This is a genomic window from Nocardia sp. NBC_01329, assembly GCF_035956715.1.
Lineage (GTDB): Bacteria > Actinomycetota > Actinomycetes > Mycobacteriales > Mycobacteriaceae > Nocardia.
In genome coordinates, this window is the sequence record NZ_CP108381.1 from 1,473,068 (window position 1) to 1,491,788 (window position 18,721).

At 67.7% G+C, this 18,721-nt stretch carries 14 protein-coding genes; 12 read left to right on the forward strand and 2 right to left on the reverse strand.

Annotation, left to right across the window (positions count from 1 at the left end):
- Positions 1-51 precede the first annotated feature (51 nt).
- From metH to hisG, 8 genes are all read left to right on the forward strand, one after another.
- Positions 52-3,648 carry a methionine synthase gene (gene metH, locus OG405_RS06880; RefSeq protein WP_327150778.1) on the forward strand — a complete coding sequence of 1,199 codons (3,597 nt, stop codon included), beginning with the start codon at positions 52-54 and terminating at the stop codon, positions 3,646-3,648.
- A gap of 317 nt (positions 3,649-3,965) precedes the next feature.
- Positions 3,966-5,555 (forward strand): serine/threonine-protein kinase, encoded by a 1,590-nt coding sequence (locus OG405_RS06885; RefSeq protein ID WP_327150779.1) that lies wholly within the window; start codon positions 3,966-3,968, stop codon positions 5,553-5,555.
- 128 nt (positions 5,556-5,683) lie between these two features.
- The gene (locus OG405_RS06890; RefSeq protein WP_327150780.1) at positions 5,684-6,382 is read left to right on the forward strand and encodes an HAD family hydrolase; all 699 of its coding nucleotides are present in this window, start codon (positions 5,684-5,686) and stop codon (positions 6,380-6,382) included.
- Between the two features lie 122 nt (positions 6,383-6,504).
- Positions 6,505-7,365 carry a HalD/BesD family halogenase gene (locus tag OG405_RS06895; protein ID WP_327150781.1) on the forward strand — a complete coding sequence of 287 codons (861 nt, stop codon included), beginning with the start codon at positions 6,505-6,507 and terminating at the stop codon, positions 7,363-7,365.
- A gap of 46 nt (positions 7,366-7,411) precedes the next feature.
- Entirely contained in the window at positions 7,412-8,233 is an 822-nt protein-coding gene (locus OG405_RS06900; RefSeq protein WP_327150782.1) for a class I SAM-dependent methyltransferase, read from the forward strand.
- A 46-nt stretch (positions 8,234-8,279) separates the two neighbouring features.
- Positions 8,280-10,094: a choline/carnitine O-acyltransferase gene (locus tag OG405_RS06905; RefSeq protein ID WP_327150783.1), complete on the forward strand. Its 1,815-nt coding sequence runs from the start codon at positions 8,280-8,282 to the stop codon at positions 10,092-10,094.
- A gap of 95 nt (positions 10,095-10,189) precedes the next feature.
- On the forward strand, positions 10,190-10,453 hold the full coding sequence (locus tag OG405_RS06910; protein ID WP_327150784.1) for a phosphoribosyl-ATP diphosphatase: 264 nt from the start codon (positions 10,190-10,192) through the stop codon (positions 10,451-10,453).
- Positions 10,454-10,490: 37 nt separating this feature from the next.
- On the forward strand, positions 10,491-11,342 hold the full coding sequence (gene hisG / locus OG405_RS06915) for an ATP phosphoribosyltransferase (RefSeq protein WP_327150785.1): 852 nt from the start codon (positions 10,491-10,493) through the stop codon (positions 11,340-11,342).
- 537 nt (positions 11,343-11,879) lie between these two features.
- On the opposite strand, the gene OG405_RS06920 is transcribed toward hisG, so the two are convergent.
- Positions 11,880-12,770, reverse strand: a complete 891-nt coding sequence (locus OG405_RS06920) for a RecB family exonuclease (RefSeq protein ID WP_327150786.1) — start codon at positions 12,768-12,770, stop codon at positions 11,880-11,882.
- Positions 12,771-12,854: 84 nt separating this feature from the next.
- On the opposite strand from OG405_RS06920, the gene OG405_RS06925 reads away from it, so the two are divergent.
- Positions 12,855-13,688 carry a tRNA (adenine-N1)-methyltransferase gene (locus OG405_RS06925; RefSeq protein WP_327150787.1) on the forward strand — a complete coding sequence of 278 codons (834 nt, stop codon included), beginning with the start codon at positions 12,855-12,857 and terminating at the stop codon, positions 13,686-13,688.
- Positions 13,689-14,074: 386 nt separating this feature from the next.
- Here OG405_RS06925 and OG405_RS06930 read toward each other — a convergent pair whose 3' ends face one another.
- A complete protein-coding gene (locus OG405_RS06930; RefSeq protein ID WP_327150788.1) occupies positions 14,075-14,620 on the reverse strand; it encodes a nuclear transport factor 2 family protein in 546 nt (181 codons plus the stop codon).
- Between the two features lie 179 nt (positions 14,621-14,799).
- Between OG405_RS06930 and arc the strand changes: the two genes are divergently transcribed.
- From arc to OG405_RS06945, 3 genes are all read left to right on the forward strand, one after another.
- A complete protein-coding gene (arc, locus tag OG405_RS06935; RefSeq protein ID WP_327150789.1) occupies positions 14,800-16,560 on the forward strand; it encodes a proteasome ATPase in 1,761 nt (586 codons plus the stop codon).
- A 206-nt stretch (positions 16,561-16,766) separates the two neighbouring features.
- Entirely contained in the window at positions 16,767-18,305 is a 1,539-nt protein-coding gene (locus tag OG405_RS06940) for a glycosyltransferase family 39 protein (protein WP_327150790.1), read from the forward strand.
- Between the two features lie 18 nt (positions 18,306-18,323).
- Positions 18,324-18,689, forward strand: a complete 366-nt coding sequence (locus OG405_RS06945) for an arsenate reductase family protein (RefSeq protein WP_327150791.1) — start codon at positions 18,324-18,326, stop codon at positions 18,687-18,689.
- The last annotated feature ends 32 nt before the right edge of the window (positions 18,690-18,721 follow it).

Here is an 18,721-nt window from a genome sequence, read left to right on the forward strand (position 1 = left end):
GGCGGGAACTAGGGAGACACCGTGACGGAGGTGCCCACTAGGCTGGAATCCATGTCTGCCTCCCACTCCGCCGAGTTCGATACCACGTTGCTCGACACTCTCACCAGGCGTGTCGTGATCGGTGACGGTGCGATGGGCACGATGCTGCAGGCCGTGGACCTCACCCTCGACGATTTCCGCGGGCTCGAGGGCTGCAACGAGATCCTCAACGACACCCGCCCCGAGGTGCTGCGCCATATTCATCGCGCCTATTTCGAGGCCGGCGCCGACGCTGTGGAAACCAACACGTTCGGCTGCAATCTGCCCAACCTGGCCGACTACGGGATCGCCGATCGGATCCGGGACCTTTCGGAGAAGGGCACCCGGCTCGCCCGTGAAGTCGCCGACGAGATGGGGCCGGGCCCCGACGGGGTGCCGCGCTATGTCCTCGGCTCGATGGGCCCGGGTACCAAACTGCCGACGCTGGGTCACGCCCCGTACGCGGCCCTGCGCGACGCCTACGCCGAAGCCGCCCTCGGCATGCTCGACGGCGGCGCCGACGCGGTACTGATCGAAACCTGCCAGGACCTGCTGCAGGTCAAGGCCGCCATCACCGGGACCCGCCGGGCGATGGAAAAGGCCGGGCGCCGGATCCCGATCATCACCCACGTCACGGTGGAGACCACCGGCACCATGCTGGTGGGGAGTGAGATCGGCGCGGCGCTCACCGCGCTCGAACCGCTGGGTATCGACCTGATCGGCCTCAACTGCGCGACCGGCCCGGACGAGATGAGCGAGCATCTGCGGTATCTGTCCCAGCATGCGCGCATCCCGGTTTCGGTGATGCCCAACGCCGGTCTGCCGGTGCTCGGCGCGAACGGTGCCGAGTATCCGCTCACTCCCGAGGAGTTGGCCGCGGCGCTGCGTGGTTTCGTCGCCGATTACGGGTTGGCCCTGGTGGGCGGTTGCTGTGGCACCACCCCGGAACATATCCGTCAGGTGGCCGAGGCGGTCCGGGAGGTCGAGACCGGTTTGGCGCCGGTCGAGCAGCGCCGCACGCCCGAACCCGAGCCGAGTATCTCGAGTATGTACACGGCGGTGCCGTTCCGGCAGGACGCGAGTGTGCTGATGATCGGCGAGCGCACCAACGCCAACGGTTCCAAGGCCTTCCGCGAGGCCATGCTCGTCGGGGACTGGGCGAAATGCCTGGACATCGCGAAGGACCAGACCCGCGACGGCGCCCATATGCTCGACCTCTGCGTCGACTACGTCGGCCGCGACGGTAGCGCCGATATGTCGGAGCTGGCCTCCCGGCTGGCCACCGCGTCCACGCTGCCGATCATGCTCGACTCCACCGAGACGCCGGTGCTGCGCGCGGGCTTGGAACATCTGGGCGGGCGCTGCGCGGTGAACTCGGTGAACTACGAGGACGGCGACGGTCCCGATTCCCGGTTCCAGCAGACCATGGCCCTGGTCGCCGAACACGGCGCCGCGGTGGTCGCGCTGACCATCGACGAGGAGGGGCAGGCGCGGACGGCCGAGCACAAGGTCGCCATCGCCGAGCGGCTCATCGCCGATATCACCGGCAATTGGGGTCTGCACGAGAGCGACATCATCATCGATACGCTCACCTTCACCCTGGGCACCGGGCAGGAGGAGTCGCGCCGGGACGGCCTGGAAACCGTCGAGGCCATCCGGGAACTCAAACGCCGTCACCCCGATGTGCAGACCACGCTGGGCCTGTCGAATATCTCCTTCGGTCTCAATCCCGCCGCGCGGCAGGTACTGAACTCGGTGTTCATGCACGAATGTGTGCAGGCCGGCCTGGACAGCGCCATCGTGCACGCGTCGAAGATCCTGCCGATGAGCCGGATCCCCGACGAGCACCGGGAGATCGCGCTGGACCTGGTCTACGACCGCCGGCGCGAGGGCTACGACCCACTGCAGGTACTCATGCAGCTCTTCGAAGGTGTCTCCGCGGCCGATTCCCGCGCCTCCCGGGCCGACGAACTGGCGGCGCTGCCGCTGTTCGAACGGCTGGAGCGGCGCATCGTCGACGGCGAGCGCGGCGGTATGGAAGCCGATCTCGACGAGGCGATGGCGGAAGTGCCGCCGCTGAAGATCATCAACGAAACCCTGCTGTCGGGGATGAAGACCGTCGGCGAGCTGTTCGGGTCCGGCCAGATGCAGTTGCCGTTCGTCCTCCAGTCGGCGGAGGTCATGAAGACCGCTGTCGCCCACTTGGAACCGCATATGGAGGCCACCGACGACAGCGGCAAGGGCCGGGTGGTCCTGGCCACGGTCAAGGGCGATGTGCACGATATCGGGAAGAACCTGGTGGACATCATTCTCTCCAACAACGGCTACGAGGTGGTGAACCTCGGGATCAAACAACCCATCGCGACCATCCTCGACGCCGCACTGGACAAGAAGGCCGATGTGATCGGAATGTCCGGGCTACTGGTGAAATCCACGGTGGTGATGAAGGAGAACCTGCAGGAACTCAACTCCCGCGGCGTGGCCGACCAGTTCCCGGTCCTGCTCGGTGGTGCCGCGTTGACCCGGTCGTATGTGGAGAACGATCTCACCGACGTCTACGAGGGCGATGTGCACTATGCCCGCGACGCCTTCGAGGGTCTGCGCCTGATGGACGAGATCATGTCGCGTAAACGCGGCGGCGGCCCCGATCCCGACAGCCCGGCCGCCGTCGCCGAACGGGAGAAGGCGGCCGAACGCAAGGCGCGTCACGAGCGGTCACGCCGGATCGCCGAACAGCGCCGCGCGGAGGAGGTGCCGATCGAGGTGCCCGCCCGGTCGGACGTGGCCGCCGATGTGCCGGTGCCGGTGCCGCCGTTCTGGGGAACCCGGGTGATCAAGGGCTTGCCGGTGCACGAGTATTCCGGGCTGCTGGACGAGCGGGCGCTGTTCCTCGGCCAGTGGGGGCTGCGCGGCCAGCGCGGCGGCGAGGGGCCGAGTTACGAGGAACTGGTGGAGTCCGACGGCCGGCCGCGGTTGCGGGCCTGGCTCGACGAGCTCAGCACCCAGGGTGTGTTGCAGCACGCCGCGGTGGTGTACGGCTATTTCCCGGCCGTCTCCGAGGGCGACGATGTCGTCGTCCTCAGTGAACCGGAACCCGGTGCGCCGGAGCGTTACCGCTTCACCTTTCCGCGGCAGCAGCGCGACCGGTTCCTGTGTGTCGCCGATTTCATCCGCTCGCGCGAGCGCGCCCGGGAGACCGGACAGGTGGATGTACTGCCCTTCCAGCTGGTCACCATGGGGCAGCCGATCGCCGACTACGCGAACGAACTCTTCGCCGCGGACAACTACCGGGATTACCTGGAGGTGCACGGTATCGGTGTCCAGTTGACCGAAGCGCTCGCCGAGTACTGGCATCGGCGCATCCGGGAAGAACTCACCCTCGACGGTCACGCGATCGCCGAAACCGATCCCACCGAGGTCGCCGACTACTTCAAACTCGGCTACCGCGGCGCGCGTTACTCGTTCGGTTACGGTGCGTGCCCGGATCTCGAGGACCGAGCCAAACTGGTGGACCTGCTCGACGCCGCGCGACTCGGGGTGACTCTGTCGGAGGAACTGCAGTTGCATCCCGAGCAGTCCACCGACGCGTTCGTCCTGTTGCACCCGGAGGCGAAGTACTTCAATGCCTGAGCCCCGGTAAACCTGTCGGCGATGTGATTGTCGTCACTTACGAGTGGATCCGACCGATCCGACCCGGCTTCGGATACGAAAATTGCAGGTGAGCGGGGTTCTTCGGTATCGGTAAACCCCTACTGCCCGCGCGGCTTCCAGGTGCCGGAGCGTAGGATTTCCGAGACTTTCCGCTGAGGTTCCCGGCCGAATCAGGTGTCCCGACAGAGTTGTCGGGTAGTTCGGTTGCGCCGTGCCGGAGCGGAGCCGTAGGCAACCGCCTGTGACGCGCGGAGTGCTGGCAGACTCGGCGGCGAACAGAAGGGGCCACGACAGAGATGACCAAGGATCGGCTGATCGCCGGACGGTATCGGCTCACGGATCCCATCGGCACCGGCGCCATGGGTGTGGTGTGGCGGGCACTCGATATCCGGCTCCAGCGCACCGTCGCGGTCAAACAGGTGCTGCTCGGACCCAATCTGACCGAGCAGCAGACCGCGGAGGCGCGCAAACGCGCGTTGCGCGAAGGGCGTATCGCCGCCCGTCTGCACCACCCCAATGCGATCTCGGTGTTCGACGTCGCCGACGAGGACGGCCAGCCGTGGCTGGTCATGGAGTACATGAACGCGCCGAGCCTCGCGAGCCGGTTGAACCTCGACGGCACCATGGAGCCGCTGGAAGTCGCCGGACTCGGTGCCCAAGCGGCGGCCGCGCTCGCCGCCGCGCACGACGCCGGCATTGTGCACCGCGACGTGAAACCCGCGAATCTGCTGGTGGGCGACGACGGTACGGTGAAGATCACCGATTTCGGAATCTCGCGTGCCACCGGCGATGTGACGGTGACGGCCACGGGATTCCTCGCCGGTACACCCGCCTACCTGGCCCCCGAGGTCGCCCGGGGCGAGCAGCCGATACCCGCCTCCGATGTGTTCGCGCTGGGATCCACGCTGTACCACGCGCATACGGGCCGGCCGCCGTTCGGCGACGGTGACAACCCGCTGGCGGTGCTGCACGCGGTGGCCGGCGGGCAGGTCGAACCACCCGCCGGGGCGGGCGCGCTGGGGCCGGTGCTGATGCGGCTGCTCGCGACCGAGGTCGCGACCAGGCCCACCATGCACGAGGCTCGCGCGATGCTCGAAGATGTGGCAGCCGGACGGGCGGTCGAACCGGTCGAACCGGCGTCGCCCGCCGCTACGAAGATCCTGCCGGCCGATCCGACCGCGACCACCTCGTTGTCTCCGACCGTCCCGGCACCGGTTCCGCCGGTGGGTGGCACCCCGCCGGCGTTCCGTGGTCCGCGTCAGGGGGCGAGCGGCCCCGGTGTCACCCCTTCCGGCCCCACCGCGCCCGCACCACAACGTCCGCCGGCCGGTGACGGATCCGGGAAGCGCACCAGGACCGCGCTCCTGGCGGGTGTCGCCGCGCTGGTCCTGGTGGTGATCGCGGGTCTGGTGCTGGCGAACTTCACCGGTGGTGAGGACGCCGAAGATCCGTCCGCGCTCGCGCCCGGCACCTCCCAGGCTCTCGCCCCGGATACCTCCGAAACCGATACCGCCACGGCCCGGTCGACCACCACCACAACCGCGCCGCCGACGACCACCCCGGCCGAGACCGGCCCGCCGACGCCCGCGCGGGTGGAGCAGTTCGTTCGCGGGTACTACGGCCTGCTGCCGGGCAATCCGTCCGCCGCCTGGGCGCAGCTGTCGCCCGCGTATCAGGGCACCGCCGGCGGTTACGCCGAGTACACCCGCTTCTGGTCGGGTATCTCGGCGGTGAGCATCGGCGCGGTGACGCCGGCGGCCAACGGTTCGGCCGTGGCCACGATCACCTACACGATGAGCAACGGTGCGACGCAGTCGGAGAGCCGGTCGTTCCAGGTGGTGCCCGAGGGCGGCCAGTTGATGATCACCGCGTCCCAGCTGCAGTGACCCCGTCGCGGCCGGTGCACATCGGTTTCCGCGGTGCCGATACGGTCGGCCGGGTGTCGAGCGGTCGCGCTCCGGCGTCGGCTGCCGGACCGGGCCGTGTGTTCCATCGCGAAGAAAGGGATCGGCGTATGACTCCGCTGGCCGGGGTTCTGTGGGATATGGACGGCACCCTCCTCGATTCGGAGAAGCTCTGGGATGTCGGTGTCCGGGAGCTGGCCCGGGAACTCGGCCGGGAGATGACCCAGGAGATCCGGCACGCGCTGATCGGCGCTTCCGGGGCTAACGCGCTGCGGATCATGTTCACCGAGCTCGGCCTGCCGCCGGAGCCCGCGGCTGTGGCGGAGGCCGGACGTTTTCTCGAAGAGCGTGTCACCGAACTCATGACCGGGCCGATCCCGTGGCGGCCGGGCGCGGTGGAGGCGCTGGAGATGGTGCGCGCCGCGGGTCTGCCGTGTGCGCTGGTGACCAATACCAAGCGGTCGCTGACCGAACTGGCGCTGGAGACACTGGGTCGCGACCGGTTCGACGTATCGGTCTGTGGTGACGAGGTGCGGCACGGAAAGCCCGATCCGGCTGTCTATCTCCGGGCGGCGGAGCTGCTCGGCCTCGACCCCGGCGATTGCGTGGCCGTGGAGGATTCGGTCACCGGCGTGGCCGCCGCGGCGGCCGCGGGCTGCGGGGTGCTGGTGGTGCCGTGTGAGATCCCGGTGCCGGTTCACCTGTCCCGGGTGCATCGCGAGAGCCTGATCGGATTGTCGCGAAACGACCTCGACGAGGTGCTGCGCACCGGTCGCGCGGTCGCGGCGAGCGGTCCTGCCGCGACCTGATTAGTCTCGGCCCGCCCGAACGGTGTCTTGTATCAACAAGACCGAACGGTCCGTGACCGGACTCACCTGCTATCTCAGGCAAACGCCGGGCGAGTCGCAGACAGTCCGATAACAATATCGCTATGGCCGCCACGGTGACCTTGGACGAAATCGTTGACACTTCCCGCTACCCGCTCGCCGAGCCCGGTGCTCCCGGGTGGCGCGCCGCGGTCGCGGCGGCGCGGGCCGATCTCGCCGAGGACGGCTGCACTGTCCTGCGCGAGTTCATCCGGCCCGAACTGCACGGGATGCTCGCGGAACAGGGTGCGCGGATGGCACCGCACGCCTATTACCGCACCGAACAGGTCAATGCCTACAACATTCCGCTCGACAGCGAATTACCCGACGGTCATCCCGGCCGGATCGTCTTCGAACGCGGTAATGCCTTCGTCCCGCGCGACCGGATCCCTGCCGGCGCGCTCATTCAGCGCCTCTACACCGACGACCTCTTCCAGCGGTTCCTCGCCGACTGCTTCGGCCGGGACCGGCTGCACGAATTCGCCGACCCGCTGGCCGGACTGGTGCTCAATGTGGTCTCACCGGGGCAATCGCACCCCTGGCATTTCGATACCAACGAATTCACCGTCAGCATGCTCACCGCCACCCCGGAATCGGGTGGTGTCTTCGAATACTGCCCGGGCATCCGCTCCCCGCAGGCCGAGAACCTGGCTGATGTGCACGCGGTGCTGACCGGGTCGGGGGAGGGCCTGGTCCGGCGGCTGGCACTGCGCCCCGGCGATCTGCAACTGTTCCAGGGCCGCTTCTCCCTGCACCGGGTCTCGCCGGTGGAAGGCGCGGCCGCGCGGCATACGGCGATCTTCGCCTACAGCGACCGTCCCGGTGTCATCGGCACCGTGGAACGCACCCGTCAATTGTTCGGACGGGTGCTCACCGATCATCACGCGGCGGCCGATGCCGTCCGGGGTGACCGGCTGCTCGATTGATCGAGAACGCGATCGAGCGGATACAGCCCGAGGAGAGGAACACGACGTGCCAGTTCCGTTGCACACCACCGGGAAAGCGTCCTTCGACGATATCTACTCGAGGCCCGATCCTCGCGACTACTACGCACGGATGTCGGAGCTGGACTACCGCATCCCGGAACTGGCGAAACCGCATCTGCGCCGGCAGATCGGCGAATACCGCGCCGCCACCGGCGCGGCGCCCGATGTGCTGGATATCGGCTGCTCCTACGGGGTGAACGCGGCCCTGCTGCGACTGGACACCAGCCTCGCCGAACTGGCCGGATCATACGCGGACCCGGATACCGCCACCGACGAGCTCATCGCCCGGGACCGGGCCCGGGTCGCCGGGGCGGACACCTTGCCGGGGGTGCGTTTCATCGGTATGGACGCCTCCGCGCCCGCACTGGAGTACGCGCGCGCGGCCGGGTTGCTCGATGCCGTGGTACATGCCGACCTCGAGGCCACCGACCCCACCGACGCGCAGCGCGCGGTGCTGGCCTCGGCCGATCTGGTCGTCTCGACCGGCTGTATCGGATACGTCACCGAGAAGACGATCGTGCGCATCGCCACGGCCCATCCCGAACGGCGCCCCTGGATGGCCCACTTCGTACTGCGTATGTACGGTTTCGGACCCATCGAGGCAGACCTGGCGGCGCTGGGCTACCGCACCGAGCGGATACCCGGCGAATTCGCCCAGCGCCGCTTCGCCTCGGCCGCCGAACGCGAGCAGGTGCTCGGTACGCTGGCAAGTAACGGGATCGATACGACCGGGCTGGAGGACGAGGGTTGGCTGTATGCCGATCTCTATGTGTCCCGGCCGCTTTCGTCGCCCATATCCACCGAATAGCCCGCCGGGCGCGACCCGACGACCGACGACCGAACCGGAGAACGACTTGACCGAACCGACCTTCGCCGCCGAGGACCAACTCCCGAGGGTCCCGCTGCCGACCCTCGAGGACAGCTGCGCGCGTTTCGTCCAGTGGTGTACGCCCCTGCTCACCGCCGAGCAGCTGGCCACCACCGAGGACGCTGTCGCGGATCTGCTGCGTACCGGCGGCCCCGGCCGCGTGCTGCACGACGCGTTGCGTGAATACGACCGGACCCCGGGCGTGGGCAGCTGGCTCGACCGGTTCTGGCCGTCGCGCTATCTGGGCCGGCGGGACCGGATCGCGTTGAACGCCAACTTCTTCTTCCTCTTCCGCGACGACACCGTGCTGGCGCGTTCGACCGCGACCGATCAGGCCGAGCGGGCCGCCGCCCTGGTCTCCGCCGCGGTCGACTACAAACTGGCACTGGACCGGGAGGAGATCCCGCCGGTCACTCAGCGGGGTCAGCGCCTGTCCATGTGGCAGAACAAGTACCTGTTCTCCGAGACCCGGATCCCCGGGACCGAACAGGACACCGTGCGGGTGCCCTACAGCGATGCAGAGCCGGGGCCGTCCACCGCCCGGCACATCCTCGTGCTGCACCGCGGGTGGCTGTTCCGCCTGGAGGTCGTCGCACCCGAGGGCGATCCGTACGCCTTCGAGGATGTGACCGCCGGTCTGCGCGGCATCCTGAAATCCGCCACCGAACCGGCCCCGGCCGGTACCTCGGTCGGGCAGCTGACCACCGGGGCGCGCGGCGACTGGGCCCGGTCCCGCGCCCGGTTGCTCGGCGATCCGCACAACGCCGCGGCACTCGACACGATCGAAACCGCACTGTTCGCCGTCTGCCTCGAGGATTTCGCCCCACGCGACGATCTCCACGCCGCCGACACCCTGCTGCACGGGAACAGCGCCAACCGGTGGTTCGACAAATCCGTCTCGTTCATCGTTTTCGCCGACGGCCGGACCGGGATCAATGTCGAACACTGCGGACTGGACGGCACCACGATCCTGTCCTTCGTCGACACCCTGCTCGAGACATCCGTCGGTGAACACACCGAGCGGTCCGGCGCACGGGGGCAGGGACTGCCGCCGGCCGAACAGATCGAGTTCCGGCTGGACGCGGATCAGCAGGCCGACGTGGTCGCGGCAGGCGCGGCATTCGCGCAGTACGCCGCCGACAACGCCACCACCACGGTGTCGTTCGAGGATTTCGGAACCGCCCGCGCCAAACAGCTCGGTATCTCCCCGGACGCGTTCGCCCAGCTGAGCTATCAGCTCGCGCACCGGCGCAGCAAAGGCCTCACCGGCGCCACCTACGAATCCATCGCCACCAGGCAGTACCGCAACGGCCGTACCGAGGCGATGCGCGTGGTGACCCCGGAGATGGTGACCTTCGCCGATACCCTGCAGGACCCGGCGGCCGATACCGCCACGAAACTGGCCGCCGCGCGCGCCGCCGCCGCCGCGCATGTGGAACGGGCCAAACAGTGCCAGTCGGGAGCGGCGCCCGAACAGCACCTGTGGGAACTCGAATGGATCCAGCGGCGGCGCGGCGCCGAACTGGGGGTCACCGAGCCGATCCCGCTGTACACCAGCCCGGGCTGGACCGTCATGCGTGACGATTACCTCAGCACCAGCTCCGCACCGTCGGTGAATATCAGCTATTTCGGTTTCGGGTCCACCAGCCCGAAATGCATCGGTATCGCCTACGTCCTGCTGCCCGACCGGTGGAACCTGTATCTGGCCACTCCGGCTGCCGTCGCCGACGAGATGCACGCCTTCGCCGGCCACCTGCGCACCGCGGTCGCCGAACTGGAGGCCCTGCTCTCCGAGGCCTGATCCGTACCCGCGTTCGCCGCCCGAGTGCGCGCCACGACACCGTGGCGCCCACTCGGGCGGAGTCGTGCCACGGGAGTCTGAAACAATGACCTGCCGTGAAGACTTTCGAGGCCCTGTTCGCCGAGCTCCAGGATCGCGCAACCACCCGTCCCGCCGGGTCGGGTACCGTCGCCGCACTGGACGCGGGCGTCCATACCCAGGGCAAGAAGGTGCTGGAGGAGGCCGGTGAGGTGTGGCTGGCCGCCGAACACGAAAGCGACGAGGCGCTCGCCGAGGAGATCTCACAGCTGCTCTATTGGGTGCAAGTCCTCATGGTGGGTCGCGGGTTGCGGCTGGAGGACGTCTACCGACATCTGTAGACGCCCCGACCATCCCTCCCAGCCGAAAGGACCAGCCATGCTGCGCGTCGCAGTACCCAACAAGGGCGCACTCTCCGAATCCGCGGTCGCCATCCTCACCGAGGCCGGTTACCGCAAACGCACCGACTCCCGCGACCTGACCGTGCTCGATCCGGCCAACCAGGTGGAGTTCTTCTTCCTGAGGCCCAAGGACATCGCCATCTACGTCGGCTCCGGCGAACTCGATCTGGGTATCACCGGGCGGGACCTCTCGCTCGACTCCGGTGCCCCCGTCGACGAACGACTCTCACTGGGCTTCGGCGGTTCGACCTTCCGCTACGCCGCCCCACAGGGCCAGGACTGGAACGTCGAAGACCTGCAGGACAAGCGGATCGCCACTTCCTACCCGAACCTGGTGCTGGCCGATCTGTCCCGGCGCGGGATCGAAGCCGAGGTGATCCGCCTCGACGGCGCCGTCGAGATCTCCATTCAGCTCGGGGTGGCCGACGCGATCGCCGATGTGGTCGGTTCCGGCCGGACCCTGCGCCAGCACAATCTGGTCGCCTTCGGAGAATCGCTGTGCGATTCCGAGGCCGTCCTGATCGAACGCGCCGGTTCCGATCAGCGGGACCGGGCCCGTAACCAGCTGATCGCCAGGGTCAAGGGTGTGGTGTTCGCTCAGCAGTATCTGATGCTCGATTACGACTGCCCGAAGAGCCTGCTGGAGGCCGCCGCGGAACTGACTCCCGGCCTGGAATCGCCGACGGTCGCCCCACTGGCCGATCCCGGCTGGGTGGCGGTGCGGGCTCTGGTGCCGCGCCGACAGGGCAACGAGCTGATGGACCAGTTGGCCGAGCTCGGCGCCAAGGCCATCCTGGCCACCGATATCCGCTCCTGCCGCGCCTTCTGAGTTCATGGCGGCGCCTTCGGCGCCGCGGTCGGGGCCCTATTAACCCCGGTTCTTCACTCCTACGCTCAGTCGCTGCGCTCCTTCGCTTCGTCGCTCCAGAACCGGGGCGGGCCCCGACAGTGTTCGATTGCCCCGCCTTCGGCTGGGCGGTCGGGGCCCTCGTGACCCCGGTTCTTCACTCCGGCGCTCAGTCGCTGCGCTCCTTCGCTCTGTCGCTCCAGAACCGGGGCGGGCCCCGACCACGGAGGTGAATGTTTCCGGGTGTTGGTCGGGTAAGGGCCGAATCGCCTTGGTGCGGGACGCATGCGGGGTTCGCATGCGTCCCGGGCCTCGAAGCCGACGCAACCAACCGAGTCGAGTTATGCGAGACACCACAGGGTCGAGGCCTTCTCGCGGTTTGCCGGAGGTGCTCAGTTTCCCCGGATGGCCGACTGCACTTCGCATGTGCGGAGCGCGAGTCCCGAGGCCTGAACGGCGAGACTTCAGGCCTCGGCCCCGTGCCGCCGCCGCAGAGCGCCGAAACACATCAACACATTTTTATACCGATTCGGCGAAGGTCCCGGCCGCGGAATCGTCGTCCGCGGGCCAGCCGGGATACGGCGGGGGAGTTCCGTCGAACGCCGGGCACAGACTTTTGTAGGCGCAGTAATCACACAGCCAACTCGGATTCGGTGGAAAATCTCCGGTCCGGCCCGCTGTCCGCACCGCGTTCCACAGGGCGGTGAGGGTGCGTTCGAACCGGAGCAGTTCCTCCTCATCCGGGGTGTAGGTCAGCAGTTCGGCGTCGGCCAGGTAGATCAACCGGAGCTGTGCCGGAACCACCCCGCGGGTGCGCAAGAGCATCAGGGCGTAGAACTTCAGCTGGAACAGTGCCCGGGTCTCCTGAGTGGGTCCCGGTGCACGCCCGGTCTTGTAGTCCACCACCCGCAGTTCGCCCGTGGGCGCCACATCGATGCGGTCCACGAAACCGCGGAGCGGGACGCCGTCGGGCAGCCGCACCTCCAACCGGGTCTCACACGATTCGGGCTCGAACCGACGGGGATCCTCGAGTCGGTAGTAGGTGCGCACCAGATCCCGGACCTCGTCGAGGAAGGTGGCGACATCGAGTCCGCCGGCGAGGAGTTCGGCCGCTTCGGATCGTTCGGTCAGCACCCGCGCCCAGGCCGTTTCGGCCAGTGCGGTCGCGTGCTCGGGATCGCGCTCTGTGGCCGGGAGGCCGTAGAGATCTTCCAGGACCGCGTGCACCACGGTGCCGCGTACCGCCTGCCTGGTCGGCGGCTCCGGTATCCGATCCACGGTGCGCAACCGGTACTTCAGCGGGCACTGTTTGAAATCGGCTGCGCGCGAAGGGGACAGCGCCGGTCGGGCGGACGCGGGTGCCGGGTCGAGGCCGGAACCGGCCGGGGGCGTGCTCGGTGGCGCGGACATACCTGGCAGGCTATCCGGCGGCACCGACACGGTGCCGCGCCCGGTGATCATCCCGGGCGCAGTCCTCATCGCGAACGGAGATCCATGACGGCCAGACGGACCGGGCCATTCGTCGTCGGCGACCGGGTGCAGCTGACCGACGCCAAGGGCAGGCTGTACACGGTGCTGCTGGAACCGGGCAAACAGTTCCACACCCACCGCGGCGCCATCGACCACGACCAGCTGATCGGCGCCGACGAGGGCACTCTCGCCCATTCCAACAACGGCACCCCCTACCTGGCCCTGCGCCCCCTGTTGACCGATTACGTGATGTCCATGCCGCGCGGAGCGGCCGTGATCTACCCCAAGGACGCCGCGCAGATCGTGCATGAGGGCGATATGTTCCCGGGGGCCCGGGTGCTGGAGGCGGGCGCGGGTTCGGGTGCGCTGACCTGTTCGCTGCTGCGTGCGGTCGGGCCGGAGGGAGCTGTGGGTTCCTACGAGATACGCGAGGACCATGCCGAGCACGCGGTCCGCAATGTGGAGCGTTTCTTCGGCGAACGGCCGGCGAACTGGCAGCTCACTGTGGGCGATGTGGCCGACTACGACGGGGAACTGGTGGACCGCGCGGTGCTGGACATGCTGGCGCCGTGGGACGCGCTGCCGGCCGTCTCGCGGGCGATCGTGCCCGGCGGGGTGCTGATCGTCTACGTCGCGACGGTCACCCAGCTCTCCAGGCTGGTGGAGGCGCTGCGCGAGCAGCAGTGCTGGACCGAGCCACGCTCCTGGGAGTCGATGGTGCGCGGCTGGCATGTCGTGGGCCTGGCGGTGCGGCCCGAACACCGGATGCAGGGCCACACAGCCTTCCTGGTGAGCGCACGGCGGCTCGCCGAGGGGGTGGTGACCCCGAAGCCGCAGCGTCGGCCGTCGAAGGGCTGAGCGGGCGCTACGGACGGCCGCGGGACCACGAGACGAACCGGTTTCACCGGCGGCTCGGTGGTCCCGCGGGCCACCCCACCCCACCCCGCCGCCGGCCCGCGCCCATCCGCCATCAACGCATGGCCGGAGCGAATGCGGAGGTACGCCGAGGGTTGGGGGTGTGTGTTCGTGTGTTGTGTGGGGCTGGATGCGGACGCGCACGGCCGGAGCGAATGCGGAGGTACGCCGAGGGTTGGGGGTGTGTGTTCGTGTGTTGTGTGGGGCTGCTTGCGGACGCGCATGGCCGGAGCGAATGCGGAGGTACGCCGAGGGTTGGGGGTGTGTGTTCGTGTGTTGTGTGGGGCTGGATGCGGACGCGCACGGCCGGAGCGAATGCGGAGGTACGCCTAGGCCGGGGAGCAGGGGATCTGGGCGAACCCGAACAGTACGCAGGCGCTGGCGTCGGACAGTTTCCAGGTGCCGTCTTCGTGCTCCCAGGTCAGCGGCATGGGCGGTGCGCTCTGGCCGGTGGGGCTGGTGATGGTGGTCTGGCCGGTGGCGGTATCGCCGTCGACTGTGATCTCGCCGACCTGGAAGGTGATTCCGCGGTAGGTCTGGAGTGCGGCGTTGAGTTGTTCGAGGATCCCCCGCCGGTCCTCGCCGTCGTCGATCAGCTTCACCTTCTCGTCGACCGGGACATCCGGGTTTGTGATCTGTTCCAGGTTGGACTGTAGGCTCTGCGCGGTGGGCGCCTCCGCGGTATCCCCGTGGTCGTGATCATGCGCTGGAGCGCTGGTGGTGGCCGCGGCGCTGCTGGGGGCGGCGCTGCTCGCGGCGGTCCCGGTGCCGTCTTCGTCGGACCCGCAGGCCGTCAGGCCCAGCGCCAGTGCGGCGGCTGCGACCGTGGCCGCAGCGACGCGGGACAGCCGCAGTGTCCGTGCGGGAAGTTGCATAGCTGGCAACCTTTCGGCTAGTTGGTGAGCATGCCCACCGTAAGTGGGTTAGGGCAGGCTAACATGGTTTGACCAGCAGACGGCCGCGGACCAGATGTGATCACGACGAAACCGTGTCGGACAGCGCAAACGGGCCGCGCCCGGTAGCGTTGGTAGACCGGGACTGGGAGGAGCAGCACATGAGCCCCATCGAGAATTCGGATTCGGCGGCCTGGAGAGAACTCGAGGCAGTACGCGCCGAAGCGGCTGCACTCCGGAGGCAACTGGCCGACTCACCGGATCGCTCACGGGAACTGGAAGCCCGTATCGATTCGCTGACCATTCGCAACACCAAGCTGATGGATACCCTGAAGGAAGCGCGGCAGCAACTCGTCGCGTTGCGCGAGGAGGTCGACCGGCTCGGTCAGCCGCCCAGCGGCTACGGGATTCTGATCGGTGTGTACGAGGATCAGACCGTCGACGTGTTCACCTCCGGCCGCAAGATGCGATTGACCTGCTCGCCGAATATCGATACCACGACCCTGGCCTACGGCCAGACCGTCCGCCTCAACGAGGCGCTGACAGTGGTCGAGGCCGGAATGTTCGACGCGATCGGGGAGATCGGCACCCTACGGGAGATCCTCGACGGAGGCCGGCGCGCGCTCGTCATCGGGCATGCCGACGAGGAGCGGGTGGTCTGGCTGTCCGGGCCCCTGTCCAAACTCGCCGACGCCGACGATCTGGAGGATCCGGATTCCCCGATCCGCAAATTGCGGCCGGGTGATTCCCTGCTGGTCGACACCAAGGCCGGGTTCGCGTTCGAACGCATCCCCAAGGCCGAGGTCGAGGATCTGGTGCTGGAGGAGGTGCCCGACGTCGGTTACGAGGACATCGGCGGTCTCGGCCGGCAGATCGAGCAGATCCGCGATGCCGTGGAGTTGCCGTTCCTGCACAAGGATCTTTTCCGCGAATACGCGCTGCGCCCGCCCAAGGGTGTGTTGCTCTATGGTCCGCCCGGCTGCGGTAAGACGTTGATCGCCAAAGCGGTGGCGAATTCGCTGGCCAAGAAGATCGCCGAGGCGCGCGGGGAGGATGCCAAGGAAGCGAAGTCCTACTTCCTCAACATCAAGGGTCCCGAGCTGCTGAACAAGTTCGTGGGAGAGACCGAACGCCATATCCGGATCATCTTCCAGCGCGCCCGGGAGAAGGCGTCGGAAGGTACGCCGGTGATCGTGTTCTTCGACGAGATGGACTCGATCTTCCGGACCCGTGGTTCCGGTGTCTCCTCGGACGTGGAGACCACCGTGGTCCCGCAGCTGCTGAGCGAGATCGACGGTGTGGAGGGGCTGGAGAACGTCATCGTCATCGGCGCTTCCAACCGCGAGGACATGATCGACCCTGCGATTCTGCGGCCGGGCCGGTTGGACGTGAAGATCAAGATCGAGCGGCCGGATGCCGAATCCGCGCAGGACATCTTCTCGAAGTACCTCACCGAAGGGCTACCTCTGCACGCCGATGATCTCGAGGAGTTCAAGGGCGACAAGGTGGCCTGCATCCGCGCCATGATCGAACGGGTCGTGGACCGCATGTACGCCGAAAGCGAGGACAACCGCTTCCTGGAGGTCACCTACGCCAACGGTGACAAGGAGGTCCTGTACTTCAAGGACTTCAACTCCGGTGCCATGATCCAGAACATCGTGGACCGGTCCAAGAAGTACGCCATCAAGGCGGTGCTCGATACCGGCAATCCGGGTCTGCGGATCCAGCATCTCTACGATTCGATCCAGGACGAGTTCTCCGAGAACGAGGACCTGCCCAACACCACGAATCCGGATGACTGGGCCCGTATCTCGGGTAAGAAGGGTGAGCGGATCGTCTATATCCGCACGCTGGTCACCGGGAAGAACGCCAGTGCCAGCCGGGCGATCGATACCGAATCGAATACCGGCCAGTACCTGTAAAAGCCGGCACGATCACCGAGGCCGCGCTTCCGCCGGAAGCGCGGCCTCGGTCGTGTGGCGGTACCTCCGTGGACGTATCCCGGGTACTCCGCAATGGGCAGCGCCCGCCGGACATCGCGTACCCGGAATCCTCCGGGAGGTGGATGCCGCCGTATCCCGGACGCGGCTATGTTCCGGGGTCCGGCTCACGAAGACCAGGAGTGCCCGTGACCACGAAGACCGACACCGTCGCGCCGCCGTCGGAGCCATCCCGCGATCGTCCCTTCGCCACAGGTCCGGTCTTCGGCGTCGTCGCGGTGGCCGCCGTCGTCCTGGTGCTCTCGGCCACCCGCTACGGCTATTTCGGGGACGAACTGTACTTCCTGGCCGCGGGTCGACGGTTGTCGTTCGGTTATGCCGATCAAGGTCCGGTACTACCTCTGCTCGCGGCGCTCGCCGATACCTTCGCACCAGGTTCTCTGGTGGCACTGCGATTGCCGGCGATCGTCGTCACGGTGACGGCGGTGATGATCAGTGCCCTGATCGCGCGGGAGCTCGGCGGCGGCCGGGGTGCCCAGGTCCTCACGGCGGTGGGATACGCGACCTCGCCGTTCCTGCTCATGCAGGCCAAGAACCTGTCCACCAACGCCATCGATTCCGCGCTGTGGGTACTGATCACCTGGCTGGTGGTGCGTTGGGTCCGGACCCGCCGGGATGGGCTCCTACTGGCCGCCGGAGTCGTCACCGCGATAGATATGCAGGTCAAATGGCTGATCCCGTTCTTCTGGGTGGCTGTGGCAATCAGTGCCCTGGTATTCGGCCCTCGGGAACTTCTGCGCCGACCGCTGCTGTGGGCGGGTGGTCTGATCGTGCTCGCGGCCTCGATCCCCTCGCTGCTCTGGCAGGCCGACCACGGCTGGCCCCAGCTCGGCCTCGGCGCGGTGGTCCGCGGGGAGCAGCAGGCGACCGGCGGTCCGGTCACGTTCGTCCCGCTGGTGGTGCTCATCGCGGGTGCACTCGGCGCGGTGCTGCTGTGCTACGGCCTCTGGGCGTTGTTGCGGCACGAAGGGCTTCGCCCGTACCGTTTTCTGGGCGTGTCCACGGTGCTACTGCTGTTCGTGTTCCTGGTCTCCGGTAGCCGTATCTATTATCTGGCCGGGATGTACGGCACGGTGTTCGCCGCCGGAGCTGTCGCCTCGGTGTCGGCGGCCCGGCGCATCGGATCGCGGCGGCGCCGGCGCGTGCTCCTCGGATCGGGGGCGGGCCTGGTCGCGTTGTCGCTCGTGCTGATCGCCGGATCCACCCCCTGGCAGGATCCCGGTGATATCGCCCCGCCCGCGAACGATTCCGAGGCCGCGATGAAAATCGGACTGTTCGGTGAATTCGGTTGGCCCGAACTCGCGGCGGCGGTAATGGCCGCCCATCGATCACTGACACCCGCGGAGCAGGCGCGGTCGGCGGTGATCACGGAGAGTTACTGGCAGGCAGGAGCATTGGATCAGCTCGCCCGCACGGAACTACCCGAGATACACAGCCCGGCACGTGGCTTCGGGTATTTCGGCGCACCCGCCGATTCGGCCACCGTCATGGTGTGTGTCGGTGGTGCGGAGGACCGGCTGCGTGCTCAGTTCGCGACCCTGCAACCGATCGGGCACGTCGACACTCGGCTCGGCTTTCTCGGCAACACCCGCGATGTCACCTTGTGGAAATGTGCCCAGCCCCGGCGCCCGTGGGCGCAGGTGTGGCCGGAATGGATGCATCTGTAGCGGACTACGCTCGCTGCCATGAGCACTCCCGAAACCGAGATCTGGCACAACCCGCGCTGTACCAAGAGCCGGGCCGCCCTGGCGCACCTGGATGCCGCCGGAATCGAGTATTCGGTCCGCCGGTATCTCGAGGATCCGCCGACCGGAGTGGAGATCCGCGCAGCGCTCGACCGCCTCGGCGCACAACCCTGGGATATCACCCGTACGGGCGAGAACATCGCGAAGGAACTGGGTATGGCCGGTTGGGGCCGGACCGATGCCGACCGGGACCGTTGGATCGGAGCGCTCGCCGAGCATCCGCAGCTCATCCAGCGCCCCATCGTGTTCACCGCCGGTGGTGCGGTGGTCGCCCGCGACGAGGATGCCCTGGATTCGCTGGGTTGAGCCCGCTCCCGTTTGCGCGCGCGTAGCTCATG

Coding starts and splice junctions, on each gene's coding strand:
- metH (WP_327150778.1), top strand. CDS start 52: ATGTCTGCCTCCCACTCCGCCGAGTTCGATACCACGTTGCTCGACACT.
- OG405_RS06885 (WP_327150779.1), top strand. CDS start 3,966: ATGACCAAGGATCGGCTGATCGCCGGACGGTATCGGCTCACGGATCCC.
- OG405_RS06890 (WP_327150780.1), top strand. CDS start 5,684: ATGACTCCGCTGGCCGGGGTTCTGTGGGATATGGACGGCACCCTCCTC.
- OG405_RS06895 (WP_327150781.1), top strand. CDS start 6,505: ATGGCCGCCACGGTGACCTTGGACGAAATCGTTGACACTTCCCGCTAC.
- hisG (WP_327150785.1), top strand. CDS start 10,491: ATGCTGCGCGTCGCAGTACCCAACAAGGGCGCACTCTCCGAATCCGCG.
- OG405_RS06920 (WP_327150786.1), bottom strand. CDS start 12,770: ATGTCCGCGCCACCGAGCACGCCCCCGGCCGGTTCCGGCCTCGACCCG.
- OG405_RS06925 (WP_327150787.1), top strand. CDS start 12,855: ATGACGGCCAGACGGACCGGGCCATTCGTCGTCGGCGACCGGGTGCAG.
- OG405_RS06930 (WP_327150788.1), bottom strand. CDS start 14,620: ATGCAACTTCCCGCACGGACACTGCGGCTGTCCCGCGTCGCTGCGGCC.
- arc (WP_327150789.1), top strand. CDS start 14,800: ATGAGCCCCATCGAGAATTCGGATTCGGCGGCCTGGAGAGAACTCGAG.
- OG405_RS06945 (WP_327150791.1), top strand. CDS start 18,324: ATGAGCACTCCCGAAACCGAGATCTGGCACAACCCGCGCTGTACCAAG.